Origin of the sequence: Nocardioides alkalitolerans (assembly GCA_038184435.1) — a bacterium.
GTDB classification, from domain to species: Bacteria; Actinomycetota; Actinomycetes; order Propionibacteriales; family Nocardioidaceae; genus Nocardioides; species Nocardioides alkalitolerans_A.
The window spans coordinates 1,401,181-1,414,459 of record CP116227.1; the positions used below are offsets into that span (position 1 = coordinate 1,401,181).

Consider the following 13,279-nt stretch of genomic DNA (forward strand, 5'->3'; position numbering starts at 1 on the left):
TCCTCCACCTCAGATCTCGGCCGCGACCGTCGTGTAGGCCACGATCCCGCGGTTGAGCAGGTCGCCCGCCTCCCGCGCCGTACGACGCAGCGCCGTGCTCGTCGTCGCCGCGGCGATCTGGTCGGTGACGTCGAGGAGCTGCTTGACGACGCGCACGAAGTCGCCGGCCGGCATCCCGGTCGCGCGCAGGATGTCGTCGAGGTCGTCGCCCCGCGCCCACGCGTGGGCCGCCCACGCGAAGCCGGCGTCGGGCTCGCGCAGCTGGTCGAGCTTGTGGTGCTTCTCGAGCGCGGACAGGTCGGCCCACAGCCGCCGGGTCAGGCTGACGGCCTCCGAGACCTTCGCGGACGGCAGCCGCGGTCCCCGGCCGTCCTCCGTGCGGCGTGCCTCGAACACCAGCACCGACAGGGCGGCGGCGAGGTCCGGCGCGTCGAGCCCCTCCCACACGTCGAGGCGCAGCGCCTCGGCGGCGACGAGGTCCAGCTCGGAGTAGATGCGCATGAGCGCCCGCCCGCGGTCGGTGACCGTCTCGCCCTCGAGGTAGTCGAGGGCCTTGAGCACGTCGCTCACCCGGTCGAACTGCCGCGCGATCGTGTTGGTGCGCGCCTCGATGCGGCGGCGCAGCGTCGTGGCCTCCCGGTCGAGCTTGAACCAGCGCTCCGCCCAGCGCGCGTGGGTCTCGCGGTCGGGGCAGGAGTGGCAGGGGTGCGCCTTCATCTCGGCGCGCAGGCGCTCGACCTCGGCGGCCACCCGCTCCGGTCCGCTGCCGTGGCCGTCGGCCCCGGCACGGCCCGACCGGGCCTCGCGCGCCGGCTCGACCGGCGGGGGCGGCGGCAGGTCGCGCACGTGGTTGGTGAGGTACGCCGCCAGGTCGCGCCGCTGCTGGGGGTTGCGGCCGTCGAAGTTCTTGGGCACCCGGATGCGGCTGGCCGCGCGCACCGGCTCCGGGAAGTCGATGAGGCCGAGGCGCCGCGACTGGCGACCGACCGTCACCACCGAGGGCCGGGGCTCGTCACGCCCCAGGCCCGGGTCCGTCACGACGGCCCAGCCGGCGAACTTGCCCCCGGGCACCTTGATGACGTCGCCGACCTTGAGCCGGGTCAGGGAGCTCACGACGTCCTCGCGGCGGTCGGTGCGGCGCGCCCGTGACCCCTCCTTCTCGGCCTCGGACACGCGGCGGCGGAGCGCGGCGTACTCCATGAAGTCCCCACGGTCGCAGGTCGCGGACGCGGCGTAGCCCGCGAGCGCCTCGTCGCTCTTGTGGAGCTGGCGGGCGAGCCCGACGACCGCCTTGTCGGCCTGGAACTGCGCGAACGAGCTCTCCAGCAGCTGCCGGGAGCGGTCGCGACCGAAGCGGTGCACCAGGTTGACCGCCATGTTGTAGGACGGCCGGAACGAGGAGCGCAGCGGGTAGGTGCGGGTCGACGCGAGCCCGGCGACGTCCGTCGGGTTCATGCCCTGCTGCCAGACCACGACCGCGTGGCCCTCGACGTCGAGCCCGCGACGCCCGGCGCGGCCGGTCAGCTGGGTGTACTCCCCCGGCGTGATGTCGGCGTGCGCCTCGCCGTTCCACTTCACCAGCTTCTCGAGCACCACGGTGCGGGCGGGCATGTTGATGCCCAGCGCCAGGGTCTCGGTGGCGAAGACCGCCCGCACGAGGCCCCGGACGAACAGCTCCTCGACGCACTCCTTGAAGGTCGGGAGCATGCCGGCGTGGTGGGCGGCGACGCCGCGGGTCAGGCCCTCGAGGAAGGTCGCGTATCCCAGCACCTGCCGGTCGGCCCGGGGCAGGTCGGCGCACCGCTCCTCGACGTAGGCGCGGATCTCCTTCTGCTCCTCGGTGTCGGTGAGCCAGAGGTCGGCGTCGAGGCACTGCGACACCGCGGCGTCGCAGCCGGCCCGGCTGAAGATGAAGGTGATGGCGGGCAGCAGGCCCTCGCGGTCGAGGCGCTGGACGACCTCGGCGCGGCTCGGGATCCACATGCGCCGCCCGTTGCCCACGTCGCGGCCGCGCCCGGCGCCGCCGCGGCCCTGGCTGCCGCCGTGGCGCTGGCCCTTCGGCGTGCGGCGGTCGCGGATGCGGCTGCTCGCCCAGTCGTCCCGGGCGATCTTGAGCAGGTGGGGGTTGACCTTCGCGCCGTCACCGGCGAACCCGGCGCTGGCCGCCTCGTCGCTGCGGGCGAACAGGTCGTGGAGCTGCCGCCCCACGATGACGTGCTGGAACAGCGGGACGGGACGGCGCTCCTCGACGATCGTCGTCGTGTCGCCGCGCACGGTGGCGAGCCACTCGCCGAACTCCTCGGCGTTGGACACCGTGGCCGACAGCGAGACCACCACCACCGACTCCGGGAGGTGGATGATGACCTCCTCCCAGACGGCACCGCGGTTGCGGTCGGCCAGGTAGTGCACCTCGTCCATCACCACGTAGCCGAGCTCGGACAGCGTCCGGGACCCGGCGTAGATCATGTTGCGCAGCACCTCGGTCGTCATGACGACGATCGACGCCTCGCCGTTGACCGCGTTGTCGCCGGTGAGCAGACCGACGCGGTCCGCGCCGTACCGGTCGACGAGGTCGTTGTACTTCTGGTTCGACAGCGCCTTGATGGGGGTCGTGTAGAAGCACTTGCGGCCCTCGGCCAGGGCCAGGTGAACGGCGAACTCGCCCACGACCGTCTTGCCGGAGCCGGTCGGGGCCGCCACCAGCACCCCGCGACCGTCCTCCAGCTCGCGGCAGGCGCGCAGCTGGAAGTCGTCGAGGCCGAAGGAGAAGCCCGCGGCGAAGTCGTGGAGCAGCGGGTGCGCCTGGGACTTGCGGAACGCGGCGTACCGCTCGGCGGCGCTCGGCTCGGCGGTGTCGGACCGGTCGGTCATGGGCAGCCCCTTCAGGCGATCACCGTGAGCGCCGCGGGAACGGCGGTCACGGTCAGCGGGAGGGAGCCGAGAGGCTCCCCGTCCGCGTAGGCGGTGATGTCGGCGGCGGCGATCGTCGCCGACCGGACCCGGTGGTGCTCGTAGGCCGGGTGGGTGGTGTGCGTGCCGCGGTAGAGCCGGGGGAACGCGCGCACGAGGCCGCGGCGGTCGAGCGACCGCACGACCACGACGTCGAGCAGCCCGTCGTCGAGCTCCGCGCCCTCGGTGATGCGCAGGCCCCCGCCGAACGACGAGGTGTTGCCGACGGCCGCGAGCACGCCCTCCACCGTACGCACGCGACCGTCGAGCTCGAGCGTGTAGCGCCGCGGGGCGAGGCTCCGGAGCTCGACGGCGGTCGCCGCGACGTACCGCAGCGGCCCCCGCGGCCAGGTCATCGCGTCGGCCCGCTCGGCGACGAGGGCGTCGAAGCCGCACGCGACCACGGTCGCGACGTAGCGGTCGCCGACGCGGGCGACGTCGAGCGTACGGCGCGCGCCGGCGATGATCCGATCCGCGGCCGCCAGCGGGGCGGCGGGCAGCCCGAGCTCGCGCGCGAGGTCGTTGCCCGTGCCCGCCGGCACGACGCCGAGCGGAAGGCCTGCCCGCACCACGTGCTGCAGCGCGAGGTGGACCGTCCCGTCGCCGCCGCACGCGACGAGGGCCTCCACCCCGTCGGCGACGGCCGCGCCAGCGAGGTACCGCGCCTCGTCGACGTCGCGGCCGACCAGGTCCACGACGTCGAACCCGGCGTCGCGCAGGCGGGGCAGGACCACGGAGCGCGCGCGGGCGCCCCGGCCGCGACCCGCGCCGGGGTGGGTCAGGAGGGCGATCCGCCGCACCGCCGCCTCAGATCGGCGACGGCTCGTCGGGCGACAGCCCGGAGTACGGCGACCGCGCGGCCTTGCGCTTGTCCAGGACCCGCGCGATGACCTCCGAGACGCCGACGAGGGCACACATGGGGAGCGCGAGGAAGAGCATCGTGAACGGGTCGGTCGACGGCGTGGCGATGGCCGCGAAGACGAAGATGCCGATGATGAACCACGGTCGGTACTGCCCGATGACCCGACCCGGGAGCAGGCCGGTCAGGTTGAGGAGGATGAGGAAGACCGGGATCTCGAAGGAGATGCCGAACACCAGCAGCGTGCGCACCAGGAACGAGAAGTAGTCACCGAACTCCACCAGGTTGGTGAGGTCGGCCTGGGTGAACCCGATGAGGATCTCGAGACCCTTGGGCAGCGTCAGGTAGCCCACCAGCACGCCGATCATGAAGAGCGGCCCGGCGAAGGCCGCGAACACGCGGCTCCACTTGCGCTCGTGGGCGTGCAGGCCCGGGAGGATGAACGACCAGATCTGGTGCAGCCAGTACGGGCTGGTCACCACGAGGGCAGCCATGCCGCAGAGCTTGAGGTAGAGCACGAGCGGACCACCGACGCCCGCGATGGTCGCCTGGGTGTCGGTGCCACCGCCGAGCCGCTCCGCCGCCTGCTTGTAGGGGTCGAAGACGAGCGCGAAGATCTGGTCGAAGAAGAAGAGCGCGACGACCAGTGCCACGACCCACGCAGTGACGGCGCGCATCACGCGGCCGCGCAGCTCCCGCAGGTGGTCGGAGAGCGCCATCCGGCCGTCGTCGCCGACGGAGTGGACCGGGCGGACCGAGTAGAAGCGCAGGAGTCCCTTGATAGCCACGGAGGACGGTGCGGAGGTCAGCCGTTGGTGGTGTCGCGACGCTCCTGGCGCACGGCCTCGGCGTCCTCCACCTGGCGGGCCTCGAGCGGGCGCGTGGCGGGGTCGGCGGCGGCGTTGGGGGCCGGGGCGTCCTTGGCGTCCTTGTCGTCGTCGTCGATCAGACCCTTGGTCTCCGACTTGAAGATGCGGAGAGCCTGGCCGGTGCCGCGGGCGAGCTCGGGGAGCTTCTTGGCGCCGAACAGCAGCACGATCACCAGGACGATCAGGACGAGCTCCCACCCACCGGGCGGGGCGAGAAGTGGCTGGACCACGGTGTTCCTCACAGACTGTCGGAGACGGCTCGTCCACTGTACGCGACGTCAGGCGTACAGGCTGAGGGTCTCCTGTGCACGCGCGGTGAACGATGCGGCGAGCTCCGCCGGCGCCAGGACGGTGACGTGCGGTGCGTGCCGCGAGACGAGGCGCACGAGCCACCGCGGGTCGACGACGTGGAGGTCGACCTCCGACCGGCCGTCAGCGCGGTCACGCTGCGCGACGACGGGGAGGTAGTCCGGCAGCCACCGCACCTCGGCGTCGAGGAGCAGCGTCGCGAGCGGGCTGTCCGCGGGCGGCACGAACGGCTCGAACGTCGCCTGCGCCGCCTCGGACTCGGTCGCCTCCGCCGGGGAGGCGTCGGCGCGGACGACCACGGGCGTGTCCAGGGTGCGGGCCTCCACGATGCGGTCGACGCGGAAGGTGCGGGGCGCGTCGGCGGCGTGGCACCAGGCGTCGAGGTAGGCCACGTTCCCGTGCTCGGTGACGAGGTGCGGGTCGACCGTGCGCTCGACCACCTCGTCCCGCGAGGGCACGTGGTAGCGCAGCAGCACCTGCCGCTCCGCGGCCACCGCCTCCTCCAGCTGCGCCCGCACGTCGGCGGCCGGGTCCACGCCCGAGCCGTCCTCCCCCGCGTCGATGGCCGCCTCGTCACCGAGGGCGGCCTCCAGCTTGTGCAGCACCCGGTCCACGACGTCCCGGGCGTCCGCCTCCGCCGACCCGCGTACGACGCGGAGCGCCACCACGAGGGCAGAGGCCTCGGTGGGCGAGAGCCGCAGCGGGCGGTCGAGGTAGTCGGCGTTCGACATGCGGATCAGGCGGTCGCCGTCCGGCTGCACCAGCGCCGAGATGTCGACGTCGATGAGGTCGTCGGGATAGCCGCCGGGCAGCCCGCACATGAAGAGCACGTGCAGGTCCTTCACGATCTGCTGCGGCGTCAGCCCCAGGTCCCGCGCGGCCTCCTCGACGTGCACGGTGCCCCGCGCGTTGAGGTAGGGCACGAGGGCGAGCATCCGCCCGACCTGCTCGCGGGCGCCGGTGCCGGCCGTGCTCATGCGGGCTCCTCCTCGGGACGGGTCGTCGGCTCGAGCGCCGAGCGCAGGGCGGCGACGACGTCGCTCCGGAGCGCGGGGGGCGCCTCGACGACGACGTCGGGGCCGTGCTCGAGCACGAGGCGCAGCGCCACCGGTCCCGACCACGGCAGGGTGACGCGGTCCCAGGCGTCGGTGCCGTCCGGTCCCCGCACCTCGGGCTCCGTGCTCGTGGCGTCGCGCCGCAGCGCGAAGCCGGCCCCGCGACGTACCAGGAGGACCGCGGGATCGCCCGTCGGCGGCGCGGGCCGCAGGCGGCGGGCCACCTCGGAGACGTCCACGTCGGGCGGCGGCACGAAGGCGTCGCGGCGTCCCACGGCCCGTGCGGTGCCGACGATGCGCGACAACCGGAACACGCGCTCGGCGTCCCGGTCGGTGTCGAGCCCGACGGCGTACCAGCGGCTGCCGTAGCGGACGAGGCCCCACGGCTGGAGGTGCCGACGGGCAGGCGCCGCGTCGCGGCGCCCCCGGTAGTCGAACTCCACCGCCGTGCGGGAGTGCACGGCCTCGACCATCACCTCGAACGAGGGCTCCTCCGCGCCGACCCGCGGCACGGCGACGCCGAGGTCGGCGGCGTCGATCGTCTCGGCCGCCTCGCTCTCCGGGTCGCCGTCCGTCCCGCGACGGGCCGCGGTGAGCTTGCGCAGGCCGGTGCGCGCGGCGTCGGAGAGGCGAGCGCTCTGCCAGACCTGCGTCGCGACACCCAGCACCGCCGCCTCGTCCGGCTCCAGCGCGATCTCCGGCAGCGCGAACTCCGCCGCCGGTACGCGGTAGCCCAGCTCGTCCTCGAAGAGCGGGTCGAACGACCCGACCTCGACCGGTACGCCGAGCCCGCGGAGCTCGTCCTTGTCGCGCTCGAAGGCGCGGTCGAACGCGGCGTCGCCGAGGTCGGCGTAGAGCTCCGCCCGGATCCGCGCCTTGGAGACGAAGCCCCGCTGCACGAGCAGCATGATGAGCAGCTTCATGAGCCGCTCGCTGCGCCGTCCGCTCATGGTCGGGTCATCGGATCGCGGGTCGGGTCACTCGGTGGCCGGCGCGGTCGGGTCCGCAGGCGCCTCGGTCGACCCGGTCGCCGCCGGGTCGGTCGCGGGGTCGGTCGCCGCCGGGTCCGTCGGGTCCGTCGCGGCCGGGTCCGTGGCCCCGGCGTCGGGCGACTCGGTCTCCGCGGGCTGCTCGGGGAGCACGACCGAGGCGAGCACGTCGACGACGAAGTAGAGCGTGTCGGTCGGGCCGATGCCGGCCTGCTCGTTGCCCGTCTCGCCGTAGCCCAGCGCCGGCGGGATGCCCAGCACGACCCGCGTGCCGGCCTTGAGGCCGACGAGCGCCTCGTTCCAACCCTCGATCACGCCGGCGTTCGGACCGCCGACCACGAAGGCGCGGGGCAGCCCGCCCGAGTAGGACTCGTCGAACGGCGCCTCGCCGCCGTAGGTCTGGCCGAGGTAGTTGGCGACCAGCAGGGCACCCTCCTCGACGACCGGGCCGTCGCCCTCGACGAGCGTGGTGACCTGCAGCTCGTCGGTCGGCTCGGCCGCGCCCTCGAAGTCGAAGCCCGTCACCTCGTCGCCGCTCTCCACGAGCGTCGGCAGACCCTCGGGGGCAGCCTCCTCGGTGCCCTCCGGCCCGTCGAGCGCCACGGCGAGCACGTCGATGACGTAGACCACCGGGTCGCGGTTGCCGATGCCGATGTTGGCCTGCCCGTCGCCGCCGAAGGCGTTCTCGTAGTCGGAGACGATGAGGACGCGCGACCCGGCCTTGACGCCCTCGAGGCTGTCGGCGACCGCCGCGGGCATGGCGTTGGTGAGCGGGTCGAGCAGCAGGGAGGCCGCCGTCTGCTGGAGGGCGGCGGCCACCGTGGTGGACGGCGCCTCCGACGAGACCGGCACGATGCCCGGGTCGCCGAACTCGTAGGTGGAGAAGGCCTCCTGGCCGGTGATGCCGTTGCCGATCCACGCCTGGAGGACCACGTCGGAGCCCTCCTCGACGGTCTGCCCGTCGCCCTCGATGACGGTCGTCGAGTCGAAGCCCTCCGGAGACAGCTCCCCGTCGACCTCCACCTCGGGGGCGAGCCCGAGCTCCCCGCTGACGGTGACCTGGTCGAGCCCCGCGTCCTGGTCGTCGGAGTCACCGCACGCGGCGAGCGCGGTCAGCGGCAGGACGGCGGCGAGGAACGCGCCGGACACACGGCGGACGGACCGGGAAGTGCGCACGAGGTCACCCTTCGTCTCGAATCGGCAAGGAACCGCGGTCACCTTACCGACCCGGGTGGCGTCGCTCGGGCGGCGTACCCCCTCCGGTCACATCCCGTCGATGAGGCGCTGCACGCGCTCGTCCCCCGAGCGGAACGGGTCCTTGCACAGCACGGTGCGCTGCGCCTGGTCGTTGAGCTTGAGGTGCACCCAGTCGACCGTGAAGTCGCGGCGGCGCTCCTGGGCCCTCTTGATGAACTCGCCACGCAGGCGGGCCCGCGTCGTCTGCGGCGGCACCGACTTGGCCCGGAGGATCTCGATGTCGCTGGTGACCCGCGCCGCCCTGCCGCGGTTCTGCAGCAGGTAGAACAGCCCGCGGTCACGCCGGATGTCGTGGTAGGCCAGGTCGAGCTGGGCGATGCGGGGGTGGCTCATCGGCAGCCCGTGCTTCGCGCGGTAGGCCTCGATGAGCTTCCACTTGATGACCCAGTCGATCTCCGTGTCGACGAGCCCGAGGTCGTCGGACTCGACGGCCTTCAGGCCCCGCTCCCAGAGGTCGAGCACCCGCTCGATGAGCGGCGTGGAGATGCCGCGGCGGTCGACGAAGTCGCGCGCCTTCGACAGGTACTCCGACTGGATCTCCAGCGCGCTGGCCTCCCGACCGTTCGCGAGGCGCACGCGACGCTGCCCGGACAGGTCGTGGGAGATCTCCCGGATCGCACGGATCGGGTTCTCCAGGGTGAGGTCACGCATGACGACCCCCTCCTCGATCATCCGGAGCACGAGGTCGCAGCTGGCCACCTTCAGCATCGTGGTGGTCTCGCTCATGTTCGAGTCGCCGACGATGACGTGCAGCCGGCGGTACCGCTCCGCGTCCGCGTGCGGCTCGTCCCTCGTGTTGATGATGGGCCGGCTGCGCGTCGTGGCGCTGCTGACCCCCTCCCAGATGTGCTCGGCACGCTGGCTCACCGTGTACGTCGCGCCCCGGGGGGTGTGCGTGATCTTGCCGGCTCCGACGACGATCTGCCGGGTGACGAGGAACGGGATGAGGACGTCCGCCAGGCGGCTGAACTCCCCCGCCCTGCTCACCAGGTAGTTCTCGTGGCAGCCGTAGGAGTTGCCCGCCGAGTCGGTGTTGTTCTTGAACAGGTAGATGTCACCGGCGATGCCCTCGTCGTGGAGCCGCTGCTCGGCGTCGACGAGCAGGCCCTCGAGCACGCGCTCCCCGGCCTTGTCGTGCGCCACGAGCTCGCCGATGTCGTCGCACTCGGGCGTCGCGTACTCCGGGTGGCTGCCGACGTCGAGGTAGAGCCGGGCCCCGTTGCGCAGGAAGACGTTGCTGCTCCGGCCCCACGAGACCACCCGGCGGAAGAGGTAGCGCGCCACCTCGTCGGGGCTGAGCCGTCGCTGCCCGCGGAACGTGCAGGTGACCCCGTACTCGTTCTCGATGCCGAAGATGCGACGGTCCATGACCGAACGATACGGCGCCCGTGGTGACGACGGGGGCGACACGACGAGTTCCGTCGTGCCGCCCCCCGTGTCGCCACCCGGTGTCGCCCCGGATGCTGGGGAGACGGGCTGGAAGCCCAGGTCAGGCGTCCTGCGGCGAGTCCGGCGGGCCGAGGAGCGTCTGGAGCTGCGCGGCCCGCAGGCGCCGGAACTTGCGCGGCTGCACCCGGGTGCGGTCGAGGACGGCCACCTCCAGCTGCTCCACGCCGATGACCCGGTCGGCCTCCTCGCCCCGCTCGTTGCGGGAGTGGCCGAGGGCCGCCACGGCGACGCCCAGCGCGCCCGCGAGGTCCGCCCCCTCCTGGTAGTGCTGCTCCAGGTAGGACCCCACGACGTCCGCCGCGCCGCCCATGACGGCGTAGCGGTGCTCGTCGAACACCTGGCCGTCGTAGGTCAGCCGGTAGATCTGGTCGGCGGCCGCCGTCTCGCCGATCTCCCCGACGAAGATCTCCACCTCGTACGGCTTCTCGCCGCCCGAGGAGAAGATCGCGCCCAGGGTCTGCGCGTAGGCGTTGGCCAGGCTGCGCCCGGTCACGTCGCGACGGTCGTAGGAGAAGCCCCGCATGTCGGCGAGCCGCACGCCCGCGATGCGGAGGGACTCGAACTCGTTGTAGCGCCCCACCGCGGCGAACGCGATGCGGTCGTAGATCTCCGACACCTTGTGCAGCGCCTGGGACGGGTTCTCCGAGGCGAAGAGGATGCCGTCGGCGTACTGCACCGCGACGACCGAGCGACCGCGCGCGATCCCCTTGCGCGCGAAGTCCGCCCGGTCCTTCATCTGCTGCTCGGGCGAGACGTAGAACGGCATGCTCATCGGGCGTCCTCCTGTGCCGTGCCGGGGGTGCCGGGCTGCTCGACCCGGGCGAGCGGGCCGTTCGGCTGCCGCAGCCGGCCGGCCACGACCTCCTCGGCCAGCGCGTTGACCTCGGCCTCGGGGAGCCGGGACCCACCGTCGGCCGTGATCACGTGCACGATCGGGAAGATGCGCCGGGTGAGGTCGGGACCCCCGGTCGCCGAGTCGTCGTCCGCCGCGTCGTACAGGGCCTGGAGGGCGACCAGCGCCGCGGTGCGCGCGTCGAGGTCGGTGCGGTAGAGCTTCTTCAGCGAGCCGCGCGCGAACAGCGAGCCGGAGCCGACCGCGTGGAACCCGTTCTCCTCGCCCCGGCCGCCGACGACGTCGTAGCTGAAGATGCGTCCCTCGCCGCTGTCCAGGTCGAAGCCCGCGAACAGGGGGACCACGGCCAGACCCTGCATGGCCAGGCCGAGGTTGCCGCGGATGAGCGCCGAGAGCCGGTTGGCCTTGCCCTGCATCGAGAGCGTCGTGCCCTCGATCTTCTCGTAGTGCTCCAGCTCCAGCTGGAAGAGCCGCACCATCTCGACGGCGAGACCGGCCGTGCCGGCGATGCCGACGCAGCTCAGCTCGTCCGCCGGGAACACCTTCTCGATGTCGCGGCTGGAGATGATGTTGCCCATCGTCGCCCGGCGGTCGCCCGCCATCAGCACGCCGCCGGGGAAGGTGAGCGCGACGATCGTCGTGCCGTGCGGCGCGAGGTCGGCGGCCGATCCCGCGGGCAGGGCCCGACGACCCGGGAGGAGGTCGGGCGCCTGTGCGGCGACGAAGTCGGAGAAGGACGAGGAACCGGGCGTCAGGTACGCCGCGGGGAGCCGGGCACCGAGTCCCTGGGCCGGCCCGTGGTGGGACTCAGTCACGCGTCACTGCCCGCCCTTCTGGATGAACGACTTCACGAAGTCCTCCGCGTTCTGCTCGAGGACCTCGTCGATCTCGTCGAGGATCGAGTCCACGTCGTCGTCGAGCGCCTCCTTGCGCTCCGCGACGTCGCTGCTCGCCTCGGCAGTGACCTCGTCGGTCTCCTCGCTCGAGGACCGGGGCTGCTTCTGCTCCTGTGCCACGACCGCACCTCCTCATCACCAGGCTCTCGGGCGTCGGGACTCCCCGACGTCGAGCCGTGGTGACGACCCTACCGACTCGACGGCGGCGGAGGGCGCTGGTCCGGGCGTCAGCCGGTCAGCGCCGCGAACAGCTCCTCGGCCGACGAGCAGTCGTCGAGCAGGCGCCCCACGTGGGCGCGCGTTCCCCGCAGCGGGTCCGTCGTGGGGATCCGCTGCAGCGACTCCCGGCCCGGCAGGTCGAGGATGACCGAGTCCCACGAGGCGGCCGCGACGCTGTCCGCGAACTTCTCGATGCACCGACCACGGAAGTAGGCCCGCGTGTCCTCCGGCGGCTCGTGGACCGCCGCGGCGACCTGCTCGTCGGTGAGCAGCCGCTCGATGCGGCCCGCGGCCACCAGCCGGTGGTAGAGCCCCTTCTCGGGTCGGATGTCGGAGTACTGCAGGTCGATCAGGTGGAGCTTGGCGTCGTCCCAGTCGAGACCGTCGCGCTCCTGGTACTGACGGAGCAGGGCGTACTTGGCCACCCAGTCCAGCTCCCCCGCGCACTCGAACGGGTCGCGCTCGAGACGGTCGAGCACCGAGCCCCAGCGCACCAGGACGTCCTTCGTCGCAGCGTCCACGTCGCCGCCGAGCCGCTCGTCGACGTACGCGTGCGCGAGCTCCAGGTAGACCCGCTGCAGCTGGACGGCCGTGAGCCGCCGCCCGTCCTTGAGCGTCACGAGGTGGGTGAGCGTGGGGTCGTGGGAGACGGCGCGCAGCGCCGCGACCGGACCGTCCACCGACAGGTCGGCGTCGATGAAGCCGTCCTCGATCATCGCGAGCACGAGCGCGGTCGTGCCGACCTTGAGGTACGTCGAGACCTCCGCGAGGTTGGCGTCGCCGATGATCACGTGGAGCCGACGGTGCACGTCGGGGTCGGCGTGGGGCTCGTCGCGGGTGTTGATGATCGGGCGCTTCAGCGTCGTCTCGAGCCCCACCTCGACCTCGAAGAAGTCGGCGCGCTGGCTGACCTGGAACCCGTGGGTGCGGCCGTCCTGGCCGATGCCCACCCGGCCCGCGCCGCAGACGACCTGCCGCGAGACGAAGAACGGGGTCAGGTGGCGCACGATGTCGGCGAACGGCGTGGAGCGCCGCATCAGGTAGTTCTCGTGGGCGCCGTAGGACGCGCCCTTGTTGTCGGTGTTGTTCTTGTAGAGCACGATCGCTTGGCCCTGGGGCAGCTGGGCGGCGAGGCGCGTGGCCTCGAGCATCACCCGCTCGCCGGCCTTGTCCCAGCGCACGAGGTCGAGGGGCGTGACCACCTCCGGGCTCGAGTACTCCGGGTGGGCGTGGTCGACGTAGAGCCGCGCGCCGTTGGTGAGGATGCTGTTGGCGAGCCCCAGGTCCTCGTCGGTGAGCAGCGAGGGGTCGGCCTGCCCCCGGCTGAGGTCGAACCCGCGGGCGTCCCGCAGGGGGTTCTCCTCCTCGAAGTCCCACCGCGCACGACGGGCGCGCAGCGCGGACGACGCGTAGGCGTTCACGACCTGCGACGAGGCGACCATCGGGTTGGCGGTCGGCTGCCCGACCACGCTGATGCCGTATTCCACCTCGGAGCCCATGACCCGGCGCACGCTCATGCGGCGAGCGTACGCCGGGCCGGGGACGGTCCTGCGTGGAGAGGTGGGTCAGCGGTGG

Annotated in this window: 12 protein-coding genes; all 12 read right to left on the reverse strand. The window is 72.8% G+C overall.

Annotation, left to right across the window (positions count from 1 at the left end):
• Positions 1 to 9: 9 nt before the first annotated feature.
• Complete coding sequence (locus PIR53_06760) at positions 10 to 2,871, reverse strand: DEAD/DEAH box helicase (GenBank protein WZH53689.1); 2,862 nt, start codon at positions 2,869 to 2,871, stop codon at positions 10 to 12.
• A gap of 11 nt (positions 2,872 to 2,882) precedes the next feature.
• Positions 2,883 to 3,749 (reverse strand): YegS/Rv2252/BmrU family lipid kinase, encoded by an 867-nt coding sequence (locus tag PIR53_06765; GenBank protein WZH53690.1) that lies wholly within the window; start codon positions 3,747 to 3,749, stop codon positions 2,883 to 2,885.
• 7 nt (positions 3,750 to 3,756) lie between these two features.
• A complete protein-coding gene (tatC, locus tag PIR53_06770; GenBank protein ID WZH53691.1) occupies positions 3,757 to 4,596 on the reverse strand; it encodes a twin-arginine translocase subunit TatC in 840 nt (279 codons plus the stop codon).
• Positions 4,597 to 4,613: 17 nt separating this feature from the next.
• Entirely contained in the window at positions 4,614 to 4,907 is a 294-nt protein-coding gene (gene tatA, locus PIR53_06775; GenBank protein WZH53692.1) for a Sec-independent protein translocase subunit TatA, read from the reverse strand.
• Between the two features lie 48 nt (positions 4,908 to 4,955).
• On the reverse strand, positions 4,956 to 5,963 hold the full coding sequence (locus PIR53_06780) for a WYL domain-containing protein (protein WZH53693.1): 1,008 nt from the start codon (positions 5,961 to 5,963) through the stop codon (positions 4,956 to 4,958).
• Entirely contained in the window at positions 5,960 to 6,991 is a 1,032-nt protein-coding gene (locus PIR53_06785) for a WYL domain-containing protein (protein WZH53694.1), read from the reverse strand. Before PIR53_06785 ends, PIR53_06780 begins: the two co-directional genes overlap by 4 nt.
• 27 nt (positions 6,992 to 7,018) lie before the next feature.
• Positions 7,019 to 8,206, reverse strand: a complete 1,188-nt coding sequence (locus tag PIR53_06790) for an FKBP-type peptidyl-prolyl cis-trans isomerase (protein ID WZH53695.1) — start codon at positions 8,204 to 8,206, stop codon at positions 7,019 to 7,021.
• 87 nt (positions 8,207 to 8,293) lie between these two features.
• Entirely contained in the window at positions 8,294 to 9,655 is a 1,362-nt protein-coding gene (gene pafA, locus PIR53_06795; protein ID WZH53696.1) for a Pup--protein ligase, read from the reverse strand.
• Between the two features lie 121 nt (positions 9,656 to 9,776).
• Positions 9,777 to 10,508: a proteasome subunit alpha gene (gene prcA / locus PIR53_06800; GenBank protein WZH53697.1), complete on the reverse strand. Its 732-nt coding sequence runs from the start codon at positions 10,506 to 10,508 to the stop codon at positions 9,777 to 9,779.
• A complete protein-coding gene (gene prcB, locus PIR53_06805; protein ID WZH53698.1) occupies positions 10,505 to 11,404 on the reverse strand; it encodes a proteasome subunit beta in 900 nt (299 codons plus the stop codon). Before prcB ends, prcA begins: the two co-directional genes overlap by 4 nt.
• A 3-nt stretch (positions 11,405 to 11,407) precedes the next feature.
• Positions 11,408 to 11,605: a ubiquitin-like protein Pup gene (locus PIR53_06810; protein WZH53699.1), complete on the reverse strand. Its 198-nt coding sequence runs from the start codon at positions 11,603 to 11,605 to the stop codon at positions 11,408 to 11,410.
• 107 nt (positions 11,606 to 11,712) lie between these two features.
• Positions 11,713 to 13,221 carry a depupylase/deamidase Dop gene (dop, locus tag PIR53_06815; protein WZH53700.1) on the reverse strand — a complete coding sequence of 503 codons (1,509 nt, stop codon included), beginning with the start codon at positions 13,219 to 13,221 and terminating at the stop codon, positions 11,713 to 11,715.
• Positions 13,222 to 13,279 lie beyond the last annotated feature (58 nt).